The organism is Acinetobacter sp. SCLZS86, assembly GCF_021560715.1.
GTDB classification, from domain to species: domain Bacteria; phylum Pseudomonadota; class Gammaproteobacteria; order Pseudomonadales; family Moraxellaceae; genus Acinetobacter; species Acinetobacter towneri_A.
In genome coordinates, this window is record NZ_CP090869.1 from 37,706 (window position 1) to 61,284 (window position 23,579).

The 23,579-nt window shown below is 37.5% G+C and carries 21 protein-coding genes and 7 pseudogenes; 12 read left to right on the forward strand and 16 right to left on the reverse strand.

The features are described 5' to 3' along the window. From LZP46_RS16140 to LZP46_RS16150, 3 genes are read right to left on the reverse strand one after another with little or no spacing between them, the layout of a single operon-like run. A complete protein-coding gene (locus LZP46_RS16140) occupies positions 1–540 on the reverse strand; it encodes a DUF2939 domain-containing protein (RefSeq protein ID WP_178319477.1) in 540 nt (179 codons plus the stop codon). Positions 541–593: 53 nt separating this feature from the next. Continuing rightward, positions 594–1,853 (reverse strand): restriction endonuclease subunit S, encoded by a 1,260-nt coding sequence (locus LZP46_RS16145; RefSeq protein WP_178319476.1) that lies wholly within the window; start codon positions 1,851–1,853, stop codon positions 594–596. Then, positions 1,850–3,397: a type I restriction-modification system subunit M gene (locus tag LZP46_RS16150; RefSeq protein WP_178319475.1), complete on the reverse strand. Its 1,548-nt coding sequence runs from the start codon at positions 3,395–3,397 to the stop codon at positions 1,850–1,852. Before LZP46_RS16150 ends, LZP46_RS16145 begins: the two co-directional genes overlap by 4 nt. A 162-nt stretch (positions 3,398–3,559) precedes the next feature. Here LZP46_RS16150 and LZP46_RS16155 point away from each other — a divergent pair, with 162 nt between their 5' ends. Both LZP46_RS16155 and LZP46_RS16160 read left to right on the forward strand, forming a co-directional pair. Continuing rightward, a complete protein-coding gene (locus LZP46_RS16155; RefSeq protein WP_236095291.1) occupies positions 3,560–4,138 on the forward strand; it encodes a LexA family protein in 579 nt (192 codons plus the stop codon). A 15-nt stretch (positions 4,139–4,153) separates the two neighbouring features. Then, entirely contained in the window at positions 4,154–5,458 is a 1,305-nt protein-coding gene (locus tag LZP46_RS16160) for a Y-family DNA polymerase (RefSeq protein ID WP_236095292.1), read from the forward strand. 285 nt (positions 5,459–5,743) lie between these two features. Here the strand turns inward: LZP46_RS16160 and LZP46_RS16165 are convergent, their stop codons facing one another. The 3 genes and pseudogenes from LZP46_RS16165 to LZP46_RS16175 all read right to left on the reverse strand — a co-directional run bounded on the left by LZP46_RS16165 (position 5,744) and on the right by LZP46_RS16175 (position 7,350). Then, positions 5,744–6,088 carry a hypothetical protein gene (locus tag LZP46_RS16165; protein ID WP_004871193.1) on the reverse strand — a complete coding sequence of 115 codons (345 nt, stop codon included), beginning with the start codon at positions 6,086–6,088 and terminating at the stop codon, positions 5,744–5,746. A 262-nt stretch (positions 6,089–6,350) separates the two neighbouring features. Continuing rightward, positions 6,351–6,473 (reverse strand): annotated as a pseudogene (locus LZP46_RS16170) (IS3 family transposase); the annotation flags it as partial. Positions 6,474–6,951: 478 nt separating this feature from the next. Further along, on the reverse strand, positions 6,952–7,350 hold the full coding sequence (locus LZP46_RS16175; RefSeq protein ID WP_026438543.1) for a hypothetical protein: 399 nt from the start codon (positions 7,348–7,350) through the stop codon (positions 6,952–6,954). Between the two features lie 165 nt (positions 7,351–7,515). Here LZP46_RS16175 and LZP46_RS16180 point away from each other — a divergent pair, with 165 nt between their 5' ends. The 4 genes from LZP46_RS16180 (at position 7,516) to LZP46_RS16195 (ending at position 11,009) form a co-directional block, all read left to right on the forward strand. Continuing rightward, positions 7,516–7,836, forward strand: coding sequence for a type II toxin-antitoxin system RelE/ParE family toxin (locus LZP46_RS16180; RefSeq protein ID WP_000897307.1), 321 nt, complete (start codon positions 7,516–7,518; stop codon positions 7,834–7,836). Next, positions 7,829–8,101 (forward strand): NadS family protein, encoded by a 273-nt coding sequence (gene nadS / locus LZP46_RS16185; protein WP_000369781.1) that lies wholly within the window; start codon positions 7,829–7,831, stop codon positions 8,099–8,101. Before LZP46_RS16180 ends, nadS begins: the two co-directional genes overlap by 8 nt. 492 nt (positions 8,102–8,593) lie before the next feature. Continuing rightward, positions 8,594–10,069, forward strand: a complete 1,476-nt coding sequence (gene msr(E), locus LZP46_RS16190) for an ABC-F type ribosomal protection protein Msr(E) (protein WP_000052512.1) — start codon at positions 8,594–8,596, stop codon at positions 10,067–10,069. A 55-nt stretch (positions 10,070–10,124) separates the two neighbouring features. Then, positions 10,125–11,009: an Mph(E) family macrolide 2'-phosphotransferase gene (locus LZP46_RS16195; RefSeq protein ID WP_000155092.1), complete on the forward strand. Its 885-nt coding sequence runs from the start codon at positions 10,125–10,127 to the stop codon at positions 11,007–11,009. Positions 11,010–11,198: 189 nt separating this feature from the next. Here the strand turns inward: LZP46_RS16195 and LZP46_RS16200 are convergent, their stop codons facing one another. Both LZP46_RS16200 and tet(39) read right to left on the reverse strand, forming a co-directional pair. Beyond that, positions 11,199–11,810, reverse strand: a complete 612-nt coding sequence (locus LZP46_RS16200; RefSeq protein ID WP_015060246.1) for a recombinase family protein — start codon at positions 11,808–11,810, stop codon at positions 11,199–11,201. A gap of 225 nt (positions 11,811–12,035) precedes the next feature. Continuing rightward, positions 12,036–13,223, reverse strand: coding sequence for a tetracycline efflux MFS transporter Tet(39) (gene tet(39) / locus LZP46_RS16205; RefSeq protein ID WP_004856455.1), 1,188 nt, complete (start codon positions 13,221–13,223; stop codon positions 12,036–12,038). 65 nt (positions 13,224–13,288) lie between these two features. On the opposite strand from tet(39), the gene LZP46_RS16210 reads away from it, so the two are divergent. From LZP46_RS16210 to LZP46_RS16220, 3 genes are all read left to right on the forward strand, one after another. Beyond that, positions 13,289–13,930 carry a TetR/AcrR family transcriptional regulator C-terminal domain-containing protein gene (locus tag LZP46_RS16210; protein ID WP_004787586.1) on the forward strand — a complete coding sequence of 214 codons (642 nt, stop codon included), beginning with the start codon at positions 13,289–13,291 and terminating at the stop codon, positions 13,928–13,930. A 279-nt stretch (positions 13,931–14,209) separates the two neighbouring features. Next, the gene (locus tag LZP46_RS16215) at positions 14,210–14,521 is read left to right on the forward strand and encodes a BrnT family toxin (RefSeq protein WP_038350243.1); all 312 of its coding nucleotides are present in this window, start codon (positions 14,210–14,212) and stop codon (positions 14,519–14,521) included. After that, a complete protein-coding gene (locus LZP46_RS16220; protein WP_038350244.1) occupies positions 14,484–14,798 on the forward strand; it encodes a BrnA antitoxin family protein in 315 nt (104 codons plus the stop codon). The genes LZP46_RS16215 and LZP46_RS16220 overlap by 38 nt, the downstream gene beginning before the upstream one ends. Before the next feature lie 51 nt (positions 14,799–14,849). On the opposite strand, the gene LZP46_RS16225 is transcribed toward LZP46_RS16220, so the two are convergent. The 4 genes and pseudogenes from LZP46_RS16225 to LZP46_RS16240 form a co-directional block, all read right to left on the reverse strand. Beyond that, positions 14,850–15,455: a LysE family translocator gene (locus LZP46_RS16225; protein WP_000447788.1), complete on the reverse strand. Its 606-nt coding sequence runs from the start codon at positions 15,453–15,455 to the stop codon at positions 14,850–14,852. 49 nt (positions 15,456–15,504) lie between these two features. Beyond that, positions 15,505–16,332, reverse strand: coding sequence for an AraC family transcriptional regulator (locus LZP46_RS16230; RefSeq protein ID WP_000073658.1), 828 nt, complete (start codon positions 16,330–16,332; stop codon positions 15,505–15,507). Between the two features lie 173 nt (positions 16,333–16,505). Then, positions 16,506–17,212, reverse strand: a pseudogene (locus LZP46_RS16235) (IS1 family transposase). A gap of 90 nt (positions 17,213–17,302) precedes the next feature. After that, positions 17,303–18,145, reverse strand: a complete 843-nt coding sequence (locus LZP46_RS16240) for a carbapenem-hydrolyzing class D beta-lactamase OXA-58 (RefSeq protein WP_002002480.1) — start codon at positions 18,143–18,145, stop codon at positions 17,303–17,305. A gap of 80 nt (positions 18,146–18,225) precedes the next feature. Between LZP46_RS16240 and LZP46_RS16245 the strand changes: the two are divergent. Further along, positions 18,226–18,594: pseudogene (locus LZP46_RS16245) on the forward strand (IS1-like element ISAba3 family transposase); the annotation flags it as partial. Between the two features lie 199 nt (positions 18,595–18,793). On the opposite strand, the gene LZP46_RS16250 reads toward LZP46_RS16245, so the two are convergent. The 4 genes and pseudogenes from LZP46_RS16250 to LZP46_RS16265 form a co-directional block, all read right to left on the reverse strand. Then, complete coding sequence (locus tag LZP46_RS16250) at positions 18,794–19,015, reverse strand: hypothetical protein (protein ID WP_236095293.1); 222 nt, start codon at positions 19,013–19,015, stop codon at positions 18,794–18,796. A gap of 6 nt (positions 19,016–19,021) precedes the next feature. Further along, complete coding sequence (locus tag LZP46_RS16255) at positions 19,022–19,429, reverse strand: hypothetical protein (RefSeq protein WP_236095294.1); 408 nt, start codon at positions 19,427–19,429, stop codon at positions 19,022–19,024. A gap of 270 nt (positions 19,430–19,699) precedes the next feature. Then, positions 19,700–19,852, reverse strand: a pseudogene (locus tag LZP46_RS16260) (recombinase family protein); the annotation flags it as partial. Between the two features lie 92 nt (positions 19,853–19,944). Next, positions 19,945–20,650, reverse strand: a pseudogene (locus LZP46_RS16265) (IS6-like element IS1006 family transposase). A 389-nt stretch (positions 20,651–21,039) separates the two neighbouring features. On the opposite strand from LZP46_RS16265, the pseudogene salA reads away from it, so the two are divergent. Together salA and catA are read left to right on the forward strand one after the other, a co-directional pair. Continuing rightward, positions 21,040–22,365 (forward strand): annotated as a pseudogene (gene salA, locus LZP46_RS16270) (salicylate 1-monooxygenase). A gap of 63 nt (positions 22,366–22,428) precedes the next feature. Further along, positions 22,429–23,349 (forward strand): annotated as a pseudogene (gene catA, locus LZP46_RS16275) (catechol 1,2-dioxygenase). Positions 23,350–23,579: the final 230 nt, after the last annotated feature.

Here is a 23,579-nt window from a genome sequence, read left to right on the forward strand (position 1 = left end):
TTAATCCATCGGCACAGCGATTTTGTGAATTTTCCAACTCAAGCCATCACGAACCATGAATACTTTGACGTCTTTGGATTGGTCTTGGTCTTTAATGACCACCTCAAAGTCATTCATTGAGGTATAGCCCGCTTCATATTCTGGCTTAGGTTCTTCATTTTCTTGGTTTGATGAATCTTGCCCACCCATTGACTGCTGTGCTGATTGCTTTAGGTCTTTGCCTTGTAGCATTAGAGTCATCCCTTCAGGTGTGACAAAGCCATCAATCATCTTATCGACCATGGTAGAAGCAATCATTGCACCTAATGCTGCAAAGCCATCATTGTCTTGATTCATCAGCTCTTTAGCCATCTTGGCATTCATTTGGTCTTTGAAGCTCTGACGAACACTTGGATAGTCGATGTACTTCGACACAGTTTCGCTGTCACCTGCCTGTGCTGCTTTCTTAATGCTATTGATGGCAAGGTATGGTGAAGCATACAAATAGCCACAGATCACGACTACGATTGCTATTAAAACCCCTATCAACTTCTTATTCATGTTTACCCCTGAATGTAAAAAAGATGAAGCCATCAAATGACTTCACCTCAATGTTATGCAACTTCTTCTGTTTGGTATTGGACTCTGACTTCACCACTCATGAGTTTTGGTAGAAGCGTGTCTCTTAGGTTTTCTAGTGTTTGGATTTGCTTTGCATTTAGCTTAATTTTGCTAAACCAATTGATACAGTAGCCATTGAATCTCTTTAACAGAGACTCAGGTGGGCAAACAAATGGAAGTTCCCTAAAACTTGCTTTGGAAATTTCTTGAAACACTGAACCATTACCTGAATTTTTGATCAACTCCATATTGGCTTTACACCACAAGTACATGAACTCATTGCTGTACAAATCATGCTTAAGAATTGCAATATATCCTTGGTTTACAGCAACCTCTATGTCAGTTAATGCTAAATAGCCAATAGGAGCACGAGATGACATGAGCAATGTACCAACTGGTAATAACCCGGAGCTGACCTTTGTTAAGCCTAATTCAGTAATTGTTCGCTCAGTTGAAAACATATACAAAGACTTAGCAGTTGAAAGGTCTCGAGGTGATGTCCATGCAATACTACCATCCCAATAGCTTGGCTCTTTAGTACTAGGTGTTCCACCGCCCTTAATGGTAAAGATGTCACCTATCGTTTTCTCTTCCCAATCCTCTTTCGCTTCCTCAATAAACCATTGACGAAACAGTGTTTCAGCCATGGCTTCCAAGGTCTTGTTCTGACGATGCAGTAGGTCAATCTTGTCATCTAATGATGAGAGGACTGAGGCTATGGCTTTTTGTACTGGGAGAGGGGGCAGAGGTATTAGTAGATTCTTAACTACTCCCAAGTTAATTAGTGGAACTGAAGAACCCGTATTCCGCTGTTCAATGACCTCTTGCATCAAATCGCTTGCTAACCAGTAGTAAACAAATTGAGGAGTCACTTTTTCCTGATTAAGCCTTAGTCGAATCTGCTTATTAGAAATGATGTAACGAGGATAATCTTGGTTATCTGAAAGAAGACCAATTTGTCCAAGTGTTCCTACAGCAGTAAAAATGATGTCGTCTGCTTGAGCCCATGTACCTAATTCATCTGCCTTTTCAGGACTTACGAATACAAATCCATTCTCTTTGAACCTTGTAAATACATCCAAAGACAGATTATTCCCTCTAATTACAGGAACACCTGTTGGTGTGAAATACTTTGCACTAATGTTTGATCCAAATGGTCCTGATATTAGTGCTTTCTTTTCATCGGATTTTATTTGATCTAATGCTACGACTTCCCAATCGTTAGGTACATTCAATCCATAGACTGAACTCATACAATCACCTTTGCCAAGTTCTCAGCAATCGCTTGATTGAGCTTCGCTTCCTCTGCAAGCTGTGCCTTAAACTCTGCCTTTAAGCTCGTAAAGCGTTCCTTAAAGTCGAACTCATCTTCATCATCCGCTAAACCAACATAACGACCTGGGGTGAGTACATAGTCAAGCTCAGCCACTTTCTCAAGCGGTACAGATGCACAGAAGCCTGCAACATCCTCATACTCACCGTCTTGGTTACGCCAATTGTGGTAAGTGTCCGTGATCAGCTTAATGTCTTCATCAGACAGGACTTTGGTTCTGCGGTTAATGAGATGCCCTAAGTTACGAGCATCAATGAACAGAATCTCATTGCTGCGGTCTTTGTACTTAGTTGAACCCACACGATCACGACGCATAAACCATAAAGCAGCAGGAATCTGTGTGTTCAGGAACAGCTTGGCAGGTAGGTTCACAATACAGTCAATGACATTGGCTTCAGAAACCAAGGCTTTACGAATCTCACCCTCACCACTGGTCTTAGAAGTAAGCGCACCTTTCGCAAGGACTACACCTGCCTGACCTTTAGGACTCATGTGATACAAGAAGTGTTGCATCCATGCGAAGTTGGCATTACCTGCAGGTGGTGTTCCCAATGACCAACGAGCATCACCAACCAACTGTTCACCACTCCAGTCAGAGACGTTGAATGGTGGGTTGGCAATGATGTAATCGGCTTTTAGATCTTTGTGTGCGTCATTCAGGAATGAACCCTCAGAGTTCCATTTCACATGCTCTGAGTTAATGCCACGAATTGCCAGGTTCATCTTGGCCAAACGCCAAGTGGTCTGGTTACTTTCTTGACCATAGATGGAAATGTCATCTACCAAGCCCTGATGTGATTCTACGAACTTCTCAGACTGAACGAACATACCACCCGAACCACAGCAAGGATCGAATACACGTCCTTTGTATGGTTCAAGCATATTTACCAATAGGCTCACAATGGATTTAGGCGTGTAGAACTGCCCACCTTGCTTGCCTTCAGCTAAAGCGAACTCACCCAGGAAGTATTCAAATACGTGCCCTAGAACGTCAGCAGAGCGCGATTTCGCATCACCTAGGGCAATGTTACCAATCAGGTCAATCAGCTCTCCTAGGCTCGTAGGATCGAGATTCTGACGTGCATAGACTTTAGGAAGTACACCCTTTAATTGAGGGTTGTCATTCTCGATGGCTTCCATTGCATCATCGACGAGCTTGCCAATGTTAGGCTGTTTGGCTTGGTTTAACAGGTAAGACCAACGTGCATTCTCTGGTACGAAGAATACGTTGTATGCCGTGTATTCATCACGATCTTCAGGATCTGCTCCATCAAACTCACCTTCACCTGAAACCAGTAAATTGTAGTGCGCTTCAAAAGTGTCGCTGATGTATTTGAGGAAGATCAAACCAAGGACTACATGCTTGTACTCTGCAGCATCAATGTTCTTGCGAAGTTTGTCTGCAGTCTTCCATAACACAACCTCTAAGGGTTCTTGTTTTGTTTGCTTTGGAGCACGAGCCATAAAATCAACCTGTAATGAATAGCTTATCTAGTTTTAATTAGATGAATAGTAACCAATATTGAGTACGTGTGTAACCATTCATCGTAATTTCATTGTCTTCGATTAAGCTCATCCCCTATCATTTGATTATGTTACATATTCAATTGTTGGGGAGTGAATTGTATGGTTGGACAACGTGGAGGTAGTCGAGATGGTGCCGGAAGAAAGTCTTTGTACGACGAACCAACAAAGGTTGTACGTGTGCCGGAATCTCGTGTCATTGAGATTAAGAACTACTTGGCCAAATCCAATGAAGCCAGATTCAATGATGTCGCTTCAATCACTCTTGTAGATCCATCTATCTCCATGCATATTCCTTTGGCTTCAGAAAAGGTTGCTGCTGGCTTCCCTTCTCCTGCCCAGGATTACATAGACAAAACATTAGACATGAATGAACACCTCATCAAAAATGAAGCAGCAACATTCGTTGTGAAGGTCGCTTCACTTTCCATGAGGGATGCAGGTATTGAGATTGATGACGAACTGATTGTAGACCGTAGCATTGAAGCCAAGCATGAAGACATCGTAATTGCACTAATAGACAACGAGTTCACTGTAAAACGCCTCATGATCGAAGGTGATGATAATCGTTGGCTTAAAGCAGAGAACCCTGAGTATTCCGACATTCATCTGCAAGATGGGCAGGAAATGCTAATTTGGGGTGTAGTGACTTTTGTCATCAAGCCATTCAGAAAGCGTTAATACTTGATTGGTTTCATGCTCATGCAAGTAGCTCACCAGAAGATCTATGCACTTGTAGACATCAATAATTGCTATGTCAGTTGTGAACGTGTCTTCAACCCTAGTCTGAACAATAAGCCTGTCATTGTGCTATCCAACAATGATGGCTGTGCTGTGGCACGTTCCCAAGAAGCCAAAGACTTGGGCATCAAGATGGGTGTTCCTCTCTTCCAGATCAAGGACATCGTAGAGCAGCATCAGGTTCAGGTGCTATCGAGCAACTATGCACTGTATGCAGAGATGTCTCGCAGATTCATGAAAATCCTAGCCGATTTTGTATCGCCAAAAGAGCAAGAGATTTACTCAATTGATGAGTGCTTTCTGGATCTGACAGCTCATGCAGGGAATTACGACTTGACTGAATATGCTCATCAGATTCGTCAGCGTTTGTTTTCTTGGCTTGGTTTACCTGTATGTATTGGCATAGGACGCTCAAAGACTGAAGCGAAACTCGCAAACCATATTGCCAAGAAGAACGATTACTTCAATGGCGTATGCAACTTGGTTTCAATGGATCCATGCTCAGCCGAGAGCGTATATCAAGCAATTGATGTAAGTGAAGTATGGGGCATTGGTCGAAAGCATACGAAGAGGCTCAACAGCTTGGGGATTCATTCAGTGATGGATTTTGTCTTGGCTTCCCCTCTGATGATCCGAGACCAATTCTCTGTAGTGATGCACAGAACCTTATTGGAACTCCATGGAATTGCTTGCATTGAATTGGAACATACGCCACCTGCAAAGAAGCAAATCATTGCTAGTCGTTCTTTTGGTCAACGCATCTACCACATTGATGATCTTAAAGAAGCCATGTCATTGTATGTTATGGATGCGGTTAGCAGACTGAGAGATGATAATTTGTTGTGTGGTTGTCTGATTGGTTTCGTTCAATCAAACCCATTTGATAGCTCAAAGCCCTTCTACAACAAGTCTTTATCATTAGCTTTACCAGAACCTACCGACAACTTATTAGTGCTCTCTAAACTCGCTACAACGATGATTGATGGCCTGTATGCAAATGATATAGCATTCAAGAAATGCGGCGTGATTCTGACGTGTCTCGAACCAAAGGAAAACCATGTGTATGACATGTTCACTGATATGAAACACATCGAAGTCAGCAATGCCTTGATGGATTCCCTTGAAGCGATTCATCTTAAGTATGGCAAAACCAAGATTGCCTTGGGCGCGAGTTTAATGCCGAACAGAACATGGAATATGTCACGAGATCGGCTAACACAGAACTACTTTAAGTGGGATCAACTGCTTTGTATAAAGTGATTGTCCTGCATATAAATTGATTTCGTTTTGGTTTTACAATAGTTGTATATTGATTTCAAAATAGTTGAAATTCACAACTACTTAACTGAAGTGCAAAATCAACAACTACTTGAACATCGATTCTCATCCAAGTTGGACACTTTAATAATCCTGTTGATAAATCATAAAAGCCCAACGCTTGTGTGTTGGGCTTTATCAAATCAATTGCAAGAGCTTATCCCTAAAACTGTCGTATGACAGCCGTAATGATCATACCAGTCCCTATAGCAACGAGAGGTTTTTTTGCTATTTTTTAATTTTAACTTTTTGAGGTTTAGGCTCTTTATAATAGAACAGGAAGCCTGGCTCAAAGCTGTAACTTACAACAGCAGCATCACACTCATCTTCTGGCAATACCTCTATATCATAGATATCGGACATGCCGTGATTTTTCTGCATATAAGCAGCAGCTTGTTTATCAGTTAATTTCTTTTTAGAAACCAATAATTCTTCGTTCCACTCTCCAAGCAAGCCTTGTGAATTAAAATAATAACAGATTTCGCCAGGTGCTTTCGTTTTTGGATATTGGGCGTTTGCTGTTGTAGTAAGACCGATTAAACCAAACCCCAGAATCACCGCAATATTTTTCATTAACTTCTTCATTTTAAATTAAATAATTATTAACATTTATATTTAATATATATCTAGAACATGGCATAAGTCAATAAGTATATGTTTTAATAAACAAAAATTAAAAAATCCCGCTCTGACGTTTGTCAAGCGGGCTTTAGATTTGGCGGTACGCAGTTATAAGATGTTACAGCATCGAATAACGAAGATCATAAGGTTTGATGTTAGCGGCAGTGTAAAAATGCCCTACTTGGTTAATATAGCGGTCATTTTGGACTGCTCAACATGTTAACTTTGGAGCAATTGCGGAAACTGCTGCCCAATTCGATGGATAATCTTTTTCAGATTCAATCACAAGTTGAACCGCTCTTTCTCTGATTTCGGGGGTATAGTTTAGTTTTTTCATCGGAATAGTCTCTCAGAATATTGACTCTCCGACAAACCAGGTAAGGTTCAAAGGATACAAACCGAATACGCTCAAAAGCTTCCTAGTGATACTTTTGAGGCCTTTGGAGCTGCACTTGCTGATATGCTTTTACAAGAAAATTTTTTCAAGAAAGTTTATCCGATACTCTTAGAGAATGGCTTTCAACCACCAAAAAAAACAGCTCTTTAAGGGCTGTTTTTTTATCTGTTTTGATCTCTTCGATCCTAGCCACAATAATGGATGCTAAGAAGAGAAAGGGGATGTATCCTAACTATTCAACTGAGCTAATCAAACTTGTGAAACATTGTTTAAATATTAGGCGTGGAACATGAAAAATCAACAAAAAAGCCCAACTGAGCACAGTTGGGCTTTTTACTATACGATAAGACTATGATTTATATGAAATAAAAATTTGCATTACATATAAGGTGTATTATGTTAATTTAGTTTTTCTAATTTAATCGATCTTTTGACCCATCTTTAATTCTTCAAGACCCGCCATACAACCAATATATGATTTTTGTTGATTTTCATAGAATTTATTAAAATCATCCAAACTAGAATCATCATCAAGATTGTTTTTTTTCACCCATTCTTTATAAGAAGAAAAATTCTGAATCACAAAATCTAATAAATTTATTCTAGTTTTGGTTAAGTCACACCACTTACTTTTAGATTCTATTTTTTCTGACAATGGAATTTTTTTATCATCATAATCCTTCGAATAGATCATATTATTAATTACGGCTTTATTGAGTTCACCATTTAAATTTTGATACTGTTTATCAAATTCTTCACTAGATAAAGCAAAACAACTACAACTAACGAATAACAGTATAAAGCTTAGTAATTTCATTATATTAAATGCCCTAAATTTTCATTTATTATAAAAGAAATTTCAACAAAGTCTTAGTCTATTTAACATAATGGGCGTTATACGAATAACAGAGATCTACCAGCTCTCGTTTTTTGTTATGGAAACTGCTAAAATTCAAATACGCCATTGACGTATAAAGAGTCCATGTTATTTATTGAAACCAGCATCTTTACCAAGCAAATTAAAGACCTTGTATCTGATGAGGAATATCGTCAACTTCAGCAAGATCTTTTGGTACAGCCTGATAGAGGTGACCTAATCAAGAATGGCGGTGGTATTCGCAAAGTACGTTGTGCTCAAGGTAACAAAGGGAAAAGTGGTGGGATACGGGTGATTTATTATTGGGTCACCGAGGATGATCAGATCTTTTTCTTAGTGGCTTATCCAAAATCAGTAAAAGATAATTTAACAGATAAGGAAACCGCCATTCTGCACCAACTCGTGAAGGAGCAATTTCATGGATAACAACTTATTTGATGACTTGGTTGCTTCAATCAAAGAAGCTGGAGCTATCAAACGTAAAGAAGTTAAAGCAAGCCGAGTTACAGAACTCGAATTGCCTGATATTAAAGAAGTACGTGAAAAAACTGGCTTGAGCCAAAATGAATTTGCTGCACGTCTACATATTAGCCCCCGTACCCTGCAAAATTGGGAACAGGGACGACGCTATCCAACTGGACCAGCAGCTACATTGATTCGAATTTTAGATGCTCACCCAAGCCTTATTTGAAAAAATTACTTAAAAAATGGGAGCTTAAGGCTCCCATTTTTATTTCGTATAAGGTGTATTATGTTAATTTTAGAAAATCTTCACTACTATTATTTTAAAATAAGCCTTATATCCAAGCATAAAACAAGGTTGTCTAGACTTCTTTTAACAGTAAAGTTATCATAAAACTGAATTTTATTTTTTAGGTAAGTTTATGCATTCTATCCGCATTCGTTAAGACACAACTATTTGCATAGTGACACTATTTTATAATGGTGGGCTTTTGTTGTGTCTTTAAGAATATATGCGGATATATAAAGTAAAAGTATGCTTAATTTATAAGTATGCTTTTAGTGCATAGTTTCCAGTTATAACTTAATTGACTAGCTATTTGTCCACCCTGTGGATGAATAGCTTTTTTTTTGGGAGGACACTGTGATGCTAGCTTTTGTTTTCACCTAAATCCTGTTTGCTGCATAAAAAATTTCAAGAGCTAAACAGGAGTAAATAAAAATGAGTTTAATTATTAAAGCGAGAAACATACGCTTGGATTATGCTGGGCGTGATGTTTTGGATATTGATGAATTGGAAATTCACTCTTATGACCGTATTGGTCTTGTGGGTGATAACGGAGCAGGAAAGAGTAGTTTACTCAAAGTACTTAATGGCGAAATTGTTTTAGCCGAAGCGACATTACAGCGTTTTGGTGATTTTGCACATATCAGCCAACTGGGCGGAATCGAAATAGAAACGGTCGAAGACCGGGCAATGTTATCTCGCCTTGGTGTTTCCAATGTACAAAACGACACAATGAGTGGCGGAGAGGAAACTCGTGCAAAAATTGCTGCCGCATTTTCCCAACAAGTACATGGCATTCTAGCGGATGAACCAACCAGCCACCTTGATCTCAATGGAATAGATCTACTTATTGGTCAACTTAAAGCATTTGATGGAGCATTACTTGTTATCAGTCATGACCGATATTTTCTTGATATGGTTGTAGACAAGATATGGGAGTTAAAAGACGGTAAAATTACGGAATATTGGGGTGGTTACTCGGATTACTTGCGTCAAAAAGAAGAAGAGCGACAACACCAAGCCGTAGAATATGAGCTGATGATGAAGGAACGGGAGCGATTAGAATCTGCTGTGCAAGAAAAACGCCAGCAAGCTAATCGATTAGACAATAAGAAAAAAGGAGAAAAATCCAAAAACTCTACCGAAAGTGCTGGACGACTTGGGCATGCAAAAATGACTGGCACCAAGCAAAGAAAACTGTATCAGGCAGCTAAGAGTATGGAAAAGCGTTTGGCTGCATTAGAAGATATTCAAGCACCAGAGCATTTGCGTTCTATTCGTTTTCGTCAAAGTTCAGCCCTAGAACTGCACAATAAGTTCCCGATTACGGCAGATGGTCTGAGCTTAAAATTTGGTAGCCGTACTATCTTTGATGACGCTAACTTTATAATACCGCTTGGCGCTAAAGTCGCTATAACTGGATCGAATGGAACAGGGAAAACGTCCTTGTTAAAAATGATATCAGAACGTGCTGATGGATTAACCATATCTCCAAAAGCTGAAATTGGCTACTTTACACAAACAGGATATAAATTTAACACGCATAAATCTGTGCTCTCCTTTATGCAGGAAGAGTGCGAGTACACAGTTGCGGAAATTCGTGCAGTATTGGCTTCAATGGGGATCGGAGCGAATGATATTCAAAAAAACTTATCCGACTTATCGGGAGGTGAAATCATCAAACTGCTTTTATCCAAAATGCTTTTAGGAAAATATAATATTTTGCTTATGGATGAACCAGGAAACTATCTTGACCTAAAAAGTATTGCCGCATTAGAAACAATGATGAAGTCCTATGCAGGAACTATTATCTTCGTATCTCATGACAAGCAATTGGTCGATAATATTGCTGACATTATCTACGAGATCAAAGACCACAAAATCATCAAGACTTTTGAGAGAGATTGTTAATGATAGCCAATCTAATCCGAACATTAATTATTGAACTCTTTAAAGGAAATTAAAAATGACAATTCAAGATATTCAATCACTTGCTGAAGCACACGGCTTGTTGCTTACGGACAAAATGAATTTCAATGAAATGGGCATTGATTTTAAGGTCGTTTTTGCTCTTGATACAAAGGGGCAACAATGGTTGCTGCGTATTCCTCGTCGTGATGGCATGAGGGAACAAATCAAGAAAGAAAAACGCATTTTAGAATTGGTAAAAAAACATCTTTCTGTAGAGGTTCCTGATTGGAGAATTTCATCTACAGAATTAGTGGCTTATCCCATACTTAAAGATAATCCTGTTTTAAATTTGGATGCTGAAACCTATGAAATAATTTGGAATATGGACAAAGATAGCCCGAAATACATAACATCTTTGGCAAAAACCTTATTTGAAATCCATAGTATTCCTGAAAAAGAAGTTCGGGAAAATGATTTGAAAATTATGAAACCTTCAGATTTAAGACCTGAAATAGCAAACAATTTGCAGTTAGTAAAATCTGAAATTGGTATAAGTGAGCAATTGGAAACCCGCTACAGAAAATGGTTGGATAATGATGTTCTATGGGCAGATTTCACCCAATTTATACATGGCGATTTATATGCTGGGCATGTACTAGCTTCAAAGGATGGAGCTGTTTCAGGCGTTATTGATTGGTCAACAGCCCATATAGATGACCCAGCGATTGATTTTGCTGGGCATGTAACTTTGTTTGGAGAAGAAAGCCTCAAAACTCTAATCATCGAGTATGAAAAACTAGGGGGTAAAGTTTGGAATAAACTATATGAACAGACTTTAGAAAGAGCAGCGGCCTCTCCTTTGATGTATGGTTTATTTGCCTTAGAAACTCAAAATGAAAGCCTTATCGTTGGAGCAAAAGCTCAGTTGGGAGTTATATAATTTAAAAATATGATTGCTGAGAACTGCCTTGTTTTGAAACTTGGTTGGCTTTAATTAGTTTTTAGTATTCTTTATAGAAAATGCCTCGATCAAGGGGCATTTCTAACAATCATTTAACATAAAATTTCTTATGTGAAGTAACCTGAATGCAGCGGTGCCCCATTGGGGGCGCGTTGAGATAAGCCTCTTTTAGATAACTTTAGCAACTCGATAGACAGTTGCAACTCCACAATTCACTGCTTTGGCAATTTCTTCCTTAGTCATATTGCCAACTACTAGCAATTCTTTTATTCGTTTATGTTTAGCCTCATTTGCCTTCTTGCCTGTTGGTTTGTAACCCGAACGTGCCAGGCCCTGCTTAATACGTTCTATACGTTTCTCATTGTCTAGGCGGGCCATTGTTGCCAGAAGATCAATCAACATATTGTTGATGAGTTCCAAGATTGAATGAGTAATGCTGTCACTGGTTTGAATCATTTGGTAGGTAGTAGGAAGATCTGCTACGACTAAACGAAGTCCCTTCTCCTGGATCCTGCGCTTCAGCTCTTGAAAATCTCGTTGGGTTAGGCGTGATAAGCGGTCAATACTTTCAACTAACAATGTGTCACCTTGATTTGCTTCTGACAGTAGCTTATTCAATTCAGGTCGGTCTAACTTCGTACCACTATAGTTTTCCACGTACACAATGGTTTCACCCAAATTCAAGTTTTGGTTTAGATCCTGAAGAATCTGCAAAGCCCTTTCTGCATCTTGATCTTTAGTTGAAGCTCGTAGATAAATACGTGTATTCATTTCTATCATTTAATCTTAATTCTATTAGATTAATGATAATACTATCATTTAATTATTGCATTAAGTCTAATGATAGATATTGTATGCGATTTGGCTCGCTATCATTCAGGTATAGTCTTTTGATAAAAAAAGCATGACTAAAAGCCATGCCTTGGGAATTCGTATAACGTGTATTATGTTAATTTTAGATAAACTATAGAATCCATTAGTTTTTAAACCAATAAATTAAATATTTTATGGAACTCCAGAATATTTATTCAGGCGATACTTAAGCAATAAGGGTAGGGTGATTACATAAAGTATTGCAGCTAATGCCCATACCATTCCAGGAGCTGATGCCTGAGTCATAAAATAGAGGCTAGTAACTAATACAGGACCAATTATAGCCCCCAGACTATTAAAACTGCTTAATAGCCCTTGTAATTCACCTTGTCTTTCATCACTAATACCTCTGGACATCATTGCTTGCAAAGCAGGAACGGCTACTCCACCAAGGGCAAACAATGGTAACAACGCAAAAGGCACCCATTCTTCAACAGCAATAGATAAAAGAAGTAAACCAATTGCATCGCAAGCTATTCCACATAACAACGTATTTTTCTCTCCAAACCTCTTTACCATAGGGGCGATAGCAAAAGCCTGTGCAATAGAATGGCATATTCCATAACTAGCAAGGGAAACACCTGCAATAAATATACTCCAGCCATAACGATCCTGCCCATAGATAACCCATAAAGTTGCGGGGACTTGTGAAACCAATGTGATAATTAAAAAGATACCAAGCAATGGAGCCATATTAGGTTGAGTGATCAAATAGGATAATTTCTTTAATATTGATTGCTCCTGAACCTTCTCAGTCATTTTATTGCTGTGTTTTGATTCTTTTAATAAGACTGCTGTCATTATTAAATTAATCCCATTCATAAAAGCAGCAGCAAAGAACGGTGCATGTAAGTTCCATTCACCCAAAACTCCACCTATTACCGGACCCGCTATAAACCCAATACCAAAGACAGCTCCAAGGAGACCAAACCTTTTTGCACGCTCATGGGCTGGAGTAATATCTGAAACATAAGCTGTTGCAACAGCCATGTTGGCACCTGTAATTCCCGCAAAAATACGACCAATATATAGCCACAATAGAGAAGGAGCAGCAGCCATTAGGAGATAATCAGCCGTTGCACCAGCAATTGAAATAATTAATACAGGTCGACGTCCAAATCGGTCACTCAACGCTCCAAGGATAGGTGCAAAAATGAACTGCATCAGAGCATACACAGCTAATAAAGCACCATAGTGAACACCGCCTGCTTCAGCTCCAGCCAATGACCGTAATAATTCAGGCAAGATCGGCATAATTAAACCAATCCCAACAGCATCCAGAAATATAGTGATTAAAATCACGCTCAATGATTTCTTCACAAATGCCTTCTCTAGCAATGATAGAATTAATATTCTCTCACACACTCCCTATCAGTGATAGATTTATGAGTAAAAAAGATATTGCACCTCAACGTCTGACACGTGAAATAGTCCTGCGTACCGCATTGGATATGTTGAATGAAGAAGGCATAGATTCAATAACCACACGCAAGCTAGCTCAACGATTGGGTATTAAATCTCCAACTCTATATTGGCATTTCAAGAATAAATCCTTGTTAATGGAAGCAATGGCGGAAACCATTATAAATGAACACCATTTAGTTTCTTTACCCATCGATGGGATGACATGGCAAGATTGGTTGCTCGCTAATTCTGTAAGCTTTCGTCGAGCACTACTAGCTTACCGTGATGGTGCTCGTCTACATGCAAGAACTAGCCCCAGTCAAGGACATTTCAACACGATTGAGGCCCAAGTTGCGCTGTTATCTCATGCTGGGTTTTCTCCTGTTGAAGCAGTTGCATTACTTATGACATTAGGAAGGTTTATTGTTGGGTGGGTCCTTGAGGAGCAGCAAGAAGAAATAAGATCAGACCCACCATTCGAAGCCGATCCAACTATATATCCACTCATGCTCCAAGGAGTGAATACCTTACAAAATATGAATGCGGATGACATTTTTGAAAATGGGATTCGTATGGTGATTATCGGTGCTGAAAGACAACTTGATATTAAAATGCAAACTTAACTCTATACTGCTTTAAGCAACTGTTCTATTTAGTAATAAAGCTTTTATCCTTAATTATTTAACATAATGGTGGTTACACGCAATACACTTGTATATTAATATAAATATCAGATACTTAATAAAATCAGAAAAATCTCAAAATGCCCAAAAAGCCGATTTTGAAACAAGTCGGCTTTTTTATGTTCGATTCTGTAAGATTTTGCCAATAGAAAATGGAACAACTTTGCAAAATTTACAATTTTGTATTAACATTTTTATATTAACAAAAGCGATGCAACTATGGAAATTGAGTTTTCATGGGATGAGCATAAAGCAGAAACAAACCTCAAAAAACATGGTGTAGCTTTTGAAGATGCAACCTTGGTTTTTTATGATGCTCATGCCGTCTTCAAACAGGATCGCTTTGAAAATGGTGAATATCGTTGGCAAGCGATAGGTCTCGTACACGGGCAGACAGTTTTATTGGTGGCTCATACTGTACAAGATCATAATGGGATTGATCATATCCGTATTATTTCAGCACGACAGGCAGAGAAAAAAGAGAGGAAACAATATGAGCAAAACCGTTACCTACAAAATGGATTTGAATAATCCTCCTGTTTTGTCTGAAGAACAAAAGGCAAGACTGGAAGCGTTAGCTAAACGTCCAGACAGTGAAATCGATTTTTCAGATATTCCTGAACTTGATGACAGCTTCTGGAAAAATGCAGTGCAAAATCCATTTTACAAGCCGACTAAACAAGTAACTACGGTTCGCATCGATGCAGATGTCATGCAGTGGCTAAAAGCCCAAGGCAAAGGCTATCAAACACGAATGAATAAAATTTTACGGGATGCCATGCTTAAAGAATTAAAAAATCATCAATAAAAATGGGAGCTTAGGCTCCCATTTTTGTGACTGCGTATAACCACCATTATGTTAAATAGCATGCAATATTGGATACCATACTGAAATAAGTAAAACAGTACCTAATACTCGATTAAAGAGCACCATATGATGAGCTGTAGAAAGTATTTTTTTTGTGATTTTTCCTAAATAAGCCCAAATAAATAAACAAGGTAGAGAAATCAGCATAAAGATGAATGAAAATAGAATGAGTGACTGATAGTAGTTAGCTAGTTGTGCTGTATAAACAGTAATAACAGCAATAGCCATCAACCAGCTTTTAGGGTTGATAAACTGTAAAAAGAAGCCTGTAAAAAAACCATTTTTCTTATTTTGATTTTGGATTTTAGATTCTAGATCAGGTCTATAATTAAAAATTTTCCATCCAATATAGCTTAACCAAATGCCGCCAGTGAAACTTAATATTAATTGAATCTTGGGGTATTCATTGAGTGTTGTACCAATTCCAAGTCCTGTAATTAAGACTAATGATGCAGCACCAATACTTCCACCGAAGATTAAGCCTAATGTTTTTTTAATACTAAATTGATGACTTGTACTAAGAATAAGGAAATTGGTTGGTCCAGGAGTAATTGATGCAACAAAAGAAAAGGCACAAAAAGCTAAAATCGTTTCCAAAATAAAATCCAAAAATTAATAAACTATTTGGCTAGTTTGATAAATATCTTCAAGATATATCTAGAACATTTGTGCACGCTTTTTGATATTGATTCAATGTTATGCCATAACAACGTTTAAACCATCGACCTAGATGACTTTGATCAGAAAAACAAAGATATGAAGCAACAGTTGTTGCTGATAATCCTTTTCTTAACAATTCTTTTGCCTTATTTAAACGGAGTTGGATCAGATATTGATGTGGAGAACAGTTAAAGTTTTTTTTAAATACACGGTTAATATAAAAACGATCTGTTTTCACCAATGTTGAGAGTGTTTGTAAGTCTAAATCATGAAAGAGACTTTCATGTAAAATTTCTTTTAGCTTTAATGCAATATTAGGTAATGTCTGGATAGACTTTTCACGTTTATATAAAATTTTTTTATTTACTAAGTTTTCTAATAAAAGATCTAAATACGTATCTTTCATCAATTGAGATTCATTGTTATTCAATATATTGTAGGTTGAAAGTATCAAATGTGAAAGTTGAGGATCAGAACGTAGGGTTGATTCGATAGCAAGTTCGATAGGCTCATTAAATATTCCTTCATAGCTTTTTTTTAACCATGCTGGATCTAAATGCATCATTTTATAAGTGAAGCCGAGAGGATCTGGTGCATTACCATCATGAACTTCTTCAGGTTCAAGCATGAAAGTTTGACCTTGATAGCTATCAATAATTTTTTTTCTACAATTGAATTGTTGATGTCCTAACTCTGTTACCCCTATAAGATAACTTGAGTGTAGATGAGGATCGTATGCAAAGCCTTTGAAGTGGGCATGAATTAGTTCTATACCTGTAGACTTATCCTGTGTGACATTGACCCAATTGCTCATATTTACTTAATTAGTCCTAATGGATTTAGCTTATCAAAAATTATCTAATGAAGAAATTCTAAAATTAACATAATACACCTTATACAAAATGCCCTTGTAAGCCCTTAATCAAGGGCATTTTTAGTCTCTACTTAACATAAAATTTTGGTGGTGCTTCAAAAAGTATGCTGCCTTTAAATGAAGCCATTATTGATGTAAAAGAAAAGAAGGCTAAATCAAAAGCTTTAAAATGGTTTTCAAGCTTTTTTGAAAAATTACAGCTTCTTCTGAAGCTACGCCTAATTCTATGCCTTATTTTGCAATTATTGCCTTCAATACCTACAGTAAAAAATTTACCAATACTTTGCTTACCATTTTTAAAAGCAGTGATGAAACTGTCCCAATGATCACTTGCAATTCGGGTGTAGTGAATATCTAATTGTTTAAGCTTTGTCTTCAATTGTTAGACTGTAGCTAAATCTCGTTTACCCCAAACATAAGCAACAATTTCACCTGTTTCTCGATGATAGGCGTAAATAAGCCATTGTTTATTCTTTTTATTTCCAACAAAATTCCAGAACTCATCTACTTCGAGAGATTCATAATGACTTTGCTGAGGCTGAATTTCATAGGTTGATTCAGTTAAAGTACGTAAAACTTTACCGATACTGATGCGCTCAACTTCAGCAATATCTCGTATACCGCTGCCTCTGACCATCAACTGTAATATTTTACGAGTAATACCTGACTTACATCCTAGATAGCTCAGTGCATGATCACCAATAAACTGACGTTTACAGTCTTTGCACTGATAGTTTTGTTTCCCATCTACTTTGATACCATTTTTCTTTATACTATCACTGAGGCAGGTTGGACATTTGATTGCTAGAGTTATTTGCATTTCTCTATTTTATCAAAATCCAATCGGCTTTTTCTTCAGCATACTTTTTGAAACACTACCAAAAATAGATTAACCTCAAACTTCTAATTCTTATAAATAATGAAAAACACCCAACTTATCTAGCACATCTAAAGACAATTGTTTACGTAGAGCAATATCATCACCAGCTTTCATTTGCATATTTAAAGCAAATGCCACCACTTGCCCATCTGCCTTTTCAACAAAACCCACATACCAACCCACTTGCGGGTCTACAGCCATTCCCCAGCCACTTTTAGCATATAGACGATTCTCCCCTCTGCGCTCTACATACAACATCTCTTTCACTTGTTGCTGAACTTCAGGTTTAAAAGGCAATTGCCCTTGGGCTAAATCATACACAAACTTTACTTCTTGTATAGGTGTAATTGTCAAAGGCCCTTTCAACCAAAATTGATCAACTTCCGTGCCTATTTGCATATTGCCATAACCAATACGTTGCAATTCACTTTGCATTAAGCTTGGACCAATACGACGTGCCAATTCTTGATATACAGGCACTGTAGATGCTTGCATGGCTTCGCCCAAAGTAAAATCTTTGTCCCATGCTTTAAAAAAACGTGGCTTTCCATCCCACTTAAATATTTCTGTAGATGTTGCTTTATGATTTTCTAAACCAATTAGTGCATTGGCAATTTTAAATGTAGATGCAGGAATATAAGCTGTTTTTGCTCGGTCTAAATGCGTGCCATATTTTTTAATATTTTGACCATCATATGTGACAAACACAGCATCAGCTGAGATTTCATTAAAAAGCGCTTGAACATTCTGATCGATGATTGAGTTATTCACTTGTGGAATTGTACTTGTTTTTGCTCGACTCATACTATGCTCAGCACAAGCCCCAATACTTATGCTTAAGCAAACTAAACTCAATATTTTTAATAATTTCATGATATACAACTTTAAAATTTGGTAGTGTTTCAAAAAGTATGCTGAAGAAAAAGCCGATTGGATTTTGATAAAATAGAGAAATGCAAATAACTCTAGCAATCAAATGTCCAACCTGCCTCAGTGATAGTATAAAGAAAAATGGTATCAAAGTAGATGGGAAACAAAACTATCAGTGCAAAGACTGTAAACGTCAGTTTATTGGTGATCATGCACTGAGCTATCTAGGATGTAAGTCAGGTATTACTCGTAAAATATTACAGTTGATGGTCAGAGGCAGCGGTATACGAGATATTGCTGAAGTTGAGCGCATCAGTATCGGTAAAGTTTTACGTACTTTAACTGAATCAACCTATGAAATTCAGCCTCAGCAAAGTCATTATGAATCTCTCGAAGTAGATGAGTTCTGGAATTTTGTTGGAAATAAAAAGAATAAACAATGGCTTATTTTTGTTCAAAAGTCATATTTTACCTCGGAGAAACCGGACATTTTTATTGGTGAGAATATAGACACTTTAAATGGGTTCTAACACTCTCGTTTCGTATAACAGCCATTATGTTAAATAGAGGATAATTTGAAAAAATAAGTATAAAAAAAACCTCGATTAAGAGGCTTTTTTAGAATAAAAAATAAGATGCCACTAAATTTATTTAGGTTCCTGTTTTATCCTCTGTATCAGATTTAGAAGACGAAATATATTTTTCCTCAATACTATCGAGATTTCGATCATTTTTTTGGCAGATGTGCATTACAGTATTATCTCCCTTCTGAAGTTGTTGCCCAGCAACACTTTTAAATGAGTTGTTTACAGCTCGTCCACCTGCAATAAAGTTCTTAATTTCACCTTGTAACTGTTTTTCAAGCTCAGTCATAGCATCTTACTCATTTATTAAGTCGATTAATCGACTCTCAATGTTCTGTATTTTAGGCTGTTTTGTCAACACCAATAGCTGGTGATTCCATTCATCTTGAATTTCTGTTGGGGTTTTTAATTCATTAAAAATAAAATGAATAACTATCTTTTTATCAGGTAAGAATAAAAATTTTTTAGTTCCTTCCTGATTAAAAATAACTTTTTTAGATGTTGCATATGTTTTTATACCCAATTTTTTTGAAAGGAGATCTTTAACTTGTTTGTGGATTTCTGTTTCATATTTTATATTCGAAGGTGTCATATAATGAGTAAGTTCTTCTGTAATAGAAGAAAATTTACCTAAATTACTATTTTTCTTTTGCGCAGCTTTTTTCCTAAAAATTTCTTTAGTTGTGTTAATAATATTACTCATAAAAAATGCTCAATACGTTAAAAATTTATCTCTACTCATATCGTACTTTAAAAGTAGCCTGTACTTAAATTTTTCTAAAATTAACATAATACACCTTATACGAAACACTTTATATTTATCATTAAATTTCAGTATATTAGATTAAGCCGCTCTAGGAAGTAAGGCACCAGAGCGGCTTTTTATTGATTATTCATGTTCCACGCTTAAAATTCGAACAGTGTTTCATGATTTTTATAAGTTAAACTAAATTTAGTTGCTAATCCCAATAAGCTATTCACTAACTTGTAAATATCGGTATACCGCCTGACAACTAATCCCAAAAGCTTTCCCTAATGCCATTTTCGATGGATACTTCCTCTCCTTCCATGCTTGTCGTAAAGCTTCAGCTTGGTCAGGCTTTAGTTTATGCACCCGACCTTTGTACGGCACTGTTGCAAATAGGCTGACGTGATAAGCTAAATATGGCACTGTTGCAAATAGAGATTTGAGTCGATGATGTTCCCTTTAAAAAGTACTTAGAGACCGAAAACCCTGTTGATTAGATACACTTCACCCTGAGGCTGACCATAATAAAATGACGATGCTTGTCCTTTACGTAGTGCACGCATGACTTCAATACCTTTAATTGTGGCATAAGCCGTCTTCATAGATTTGAATCCTAATGTGGCCCTGATGATCCGCTTTAGCTTGCCATGATCACATTCAATCACGTTATTTTTATACTTAATCTGCCTGTGCTCAAGGTCTGGTGGACATTTACCTTCCCGTTTTAAACCGTGATAAAGCACGTCCATATGTGGGTGCTTTATCCGTGTTGATCACTTGTGGAATTTGCCACTTCTTCACATTATTTAAAATTTTTCCAAGAAAACAATATGCTGATTTGGTATTACGTCTAGAAGAAAGATAAAAATCAATGGTATCGCCACGTTGATCGACTGCACGATACAGATAAGACCATCGTCCATTCACTTTTACATAGGTTTCATCAATATGCCACGAGCTCAGATCTGTAGGATTACGCCAATACCAGCGTAAACGTTTTTCTATTTCAGGAGCATAACGTTGAACCCAACGGTAAATAGTCGTGTGATCAACATTCACACCCCGTTCGGCCAGCATTTCCTGCAGTTCACGATAGCTAATGCCATATTTACAATACCAGCGCACAGCCCAAAGAATGATTTCGCCCTGAAAATGCCGACCATGGAAAGGATTCATATGCTGCACCTTTAGCTAAAACAGTCTTCAGCTTACCATTCGTGGTTATTTGCAACAGTGCCGTTTAATCCACTGCATAGAAACTTATATATGGTTTATCTAGAAAATAATTCCACACAGCTAAAATACAAGTATTTCATTGATTTTATTAAGAATAAATTTTTAATATTAAGAAATAGTGTTTTGTGAAATTGATTAATCCAAAATTCTGATTCAGTTAAATCACCATCCTTATGAATCAGATATTTAATATCTTTTAATTAGATCATGTCCTTATAAATAATAAGTATCAAAAATTTAGATAGTTAAAGTTAAAAAATATAAATTGGATAAATCCTAAAAAATATCTAATGATAGAAATCTAAGCAATTTAGTAAGGAATGCTAAAAATGGACAAGAAGATTAAAGTTGCGGTGATTGGTGGTGGGATTGCAGGATTGGCACTTACTACACAATTAGTGAAAAATCAAAATTTAGATGTACATCTTTATGAAGCCGCCCCGCAATTTTCTGAAATTGGTGCAGGAATTTCTTTCGGTGCAAATGCTGTAAAAAGCAATTCACTTATTAGGCTTGGCGAATGAATATGAAAGTATCGCAGACAAGGTAAAAGCTCCATTTACAGATATCTGGTTTCAATGGCGTAATGGGTATAATGACGAATATTTATCCGCTTCTGTAGCTCCAAATGTAGGGCAGTCTTCTGTACATCGCGCAGATTTTTTGGATACGCTCATTCCATTGGTTCCGCATCAGAATGTGCATTTTAACAAACGTGTACAAGACATTAAGGCTACAGATAGTCAAGTTTCAATTCAGTTTATAGATGGGCAGCGTGTTGAATGCGATTATCTGATTGGATGTGATGGTATCCATTCTGTAGTACGTAATCATGTACTTGATTCTCACCAGCTTCCTCGTGTAAGTCCAGAATTCTCCGGTACATGGGCATATCGTGGAATCATTAAATTTGAAGACTTTAAAAAAGCTATTCAAGAACTTGGTAATGATCCAGAACTAGCTGAAGTGCCTCAAATGTTGTTAGGTAAAGATAAACATATTTTAACCTTCCCAATTCGTCAGGGCGAAGAAATTAATATTGTTGCCTTTAAATCAGACCGTACCCAAACGACATTACCTGAAAATACGCCTTGGACTAAATCCGTTTCTAAACAAGAAATGTTAGATGACTTTGCGGATTGGAGTGAGAGTTGTCAGGCATTATTGAATCTGATTGAACAGCCGACGATTTGGGCATTACATGAAACACCACCTTTAACCACCTATAAAATAAAACCCAAAATGTCATTGTGATTGGTGATGCAGCACATGCCATGTTACCGCATCAGGGTGCCGGCGCAGGGCAGGGCTTGGAAGACGCACTGATCTTGGCTAACTTATTGGCCAATCCACAGCTCACAGCAGAAAATATTAAATTGGTATCAAAAATTTATGAAGATATCCGTTTAGATCGCGCAGTTAAAGTTCAACATACCTCCCATGAGTCGGGGGAAATTTATGAACTTTATTCACCCGATTATCCAAGCTTTGAAGAAGTAGGCGCACATTTAGCACATCGATTTGATTGGTTATGGCAACACTCGCTTGAAAAGGATATTGAAGATGCTAACACAGCATTACAGCTGGGACATTCAGCAGCATTTAAAACTGGTAGGTTGAAATTAGAAGTCAATCGAAAAAGCAAAGGACGCTAGTTTCTCTCATCATGAGAGAAACATGAGCCCACCAATAAATAAGCATACTTAAGGAGCAATAGTATGAACCGTCAGGAAATTGACACTTTAGTTAAAAAAATGAACGTAGAGACAGCAACAGGTCCAGTAGATGACCGCGTTCAACAAGTTGTGGTACGTTTAGTATCCGATCTATTCCAGGCCATTGAAGATCTTGACCTGACTCAGAGTGAGGTATGGAAAGGTCTTGAATATCTTACCGATGCTGGACAAGCCAATGAATTAGGATTATTAGCAGCAGGTCTTGGTCTTGAACATTTCTTAGACTTACGTGCGGATGAGGCTGATATTAATGCAGGTATTACGAATGGTACACCACGTACCATTGAAGGGCCACTGTATGTCGCTGGTGCACCAGAGTCTGTCGGCTTCGCGCGCATGGATGATGGTTCAGAATCTGATAAGGTCGACTTACTTTTTATTGACGGCACTGTAACTGATACAGACGGCAATATTATTGAAGGTGCAAAAGTAGAAGTCTGGCATGCCAATAGCTTGGGTAATTACTCATTTTTTGATAAGTCACAATCTGATTTTAATCTTCGTCGTACTATTTTTACCGATCAAAACGGTCATTATACCGCTCAAACAACCATGCCGGTTGGTTATGGCTGTCCTCCTGAAGGAACTACACAAGCATTACTCGATAAGTTAGGCCGTCATGGTAATCGTCCTTCTCATGTTCATTACTTTGTTTCAGCACCAGGTTACAGAAAACTTACTACTCAGTTCAATATTGAGGGTGATAAGTACTATGGGATGACTTCGCGTTTGCAACACGTGAAGGTCTAGTGGCAACCGCGGTGGATGTAACTAATAAAGCTGAAATAGAACGCCGGAATGTAGATAAACCATTTAAAACATATTCAATTTAATGTTGAGTTGGTGAAAGAACATGAATGTACTCCATCTTCTGATGTTGAACGTCGACGGGCTAGCGCATAATTTTTTAGGATGGATAGGTTGATCCTCTCCATCCTATAGACATTTTACAAACTTCATGTAAAGACAAACTTAGAATTAATCCGAATTAGCATAAAAGATTTGTTAATCGTAACAATATACCGATAAGGAAATTATGGATCTGCGAAAGTACAGAAAATAAATACAGTGAGCATAGATATCTACTCGTTCTCACTTCAGTTATTACGTAGTGAATTATTAAAGTCTGTCAA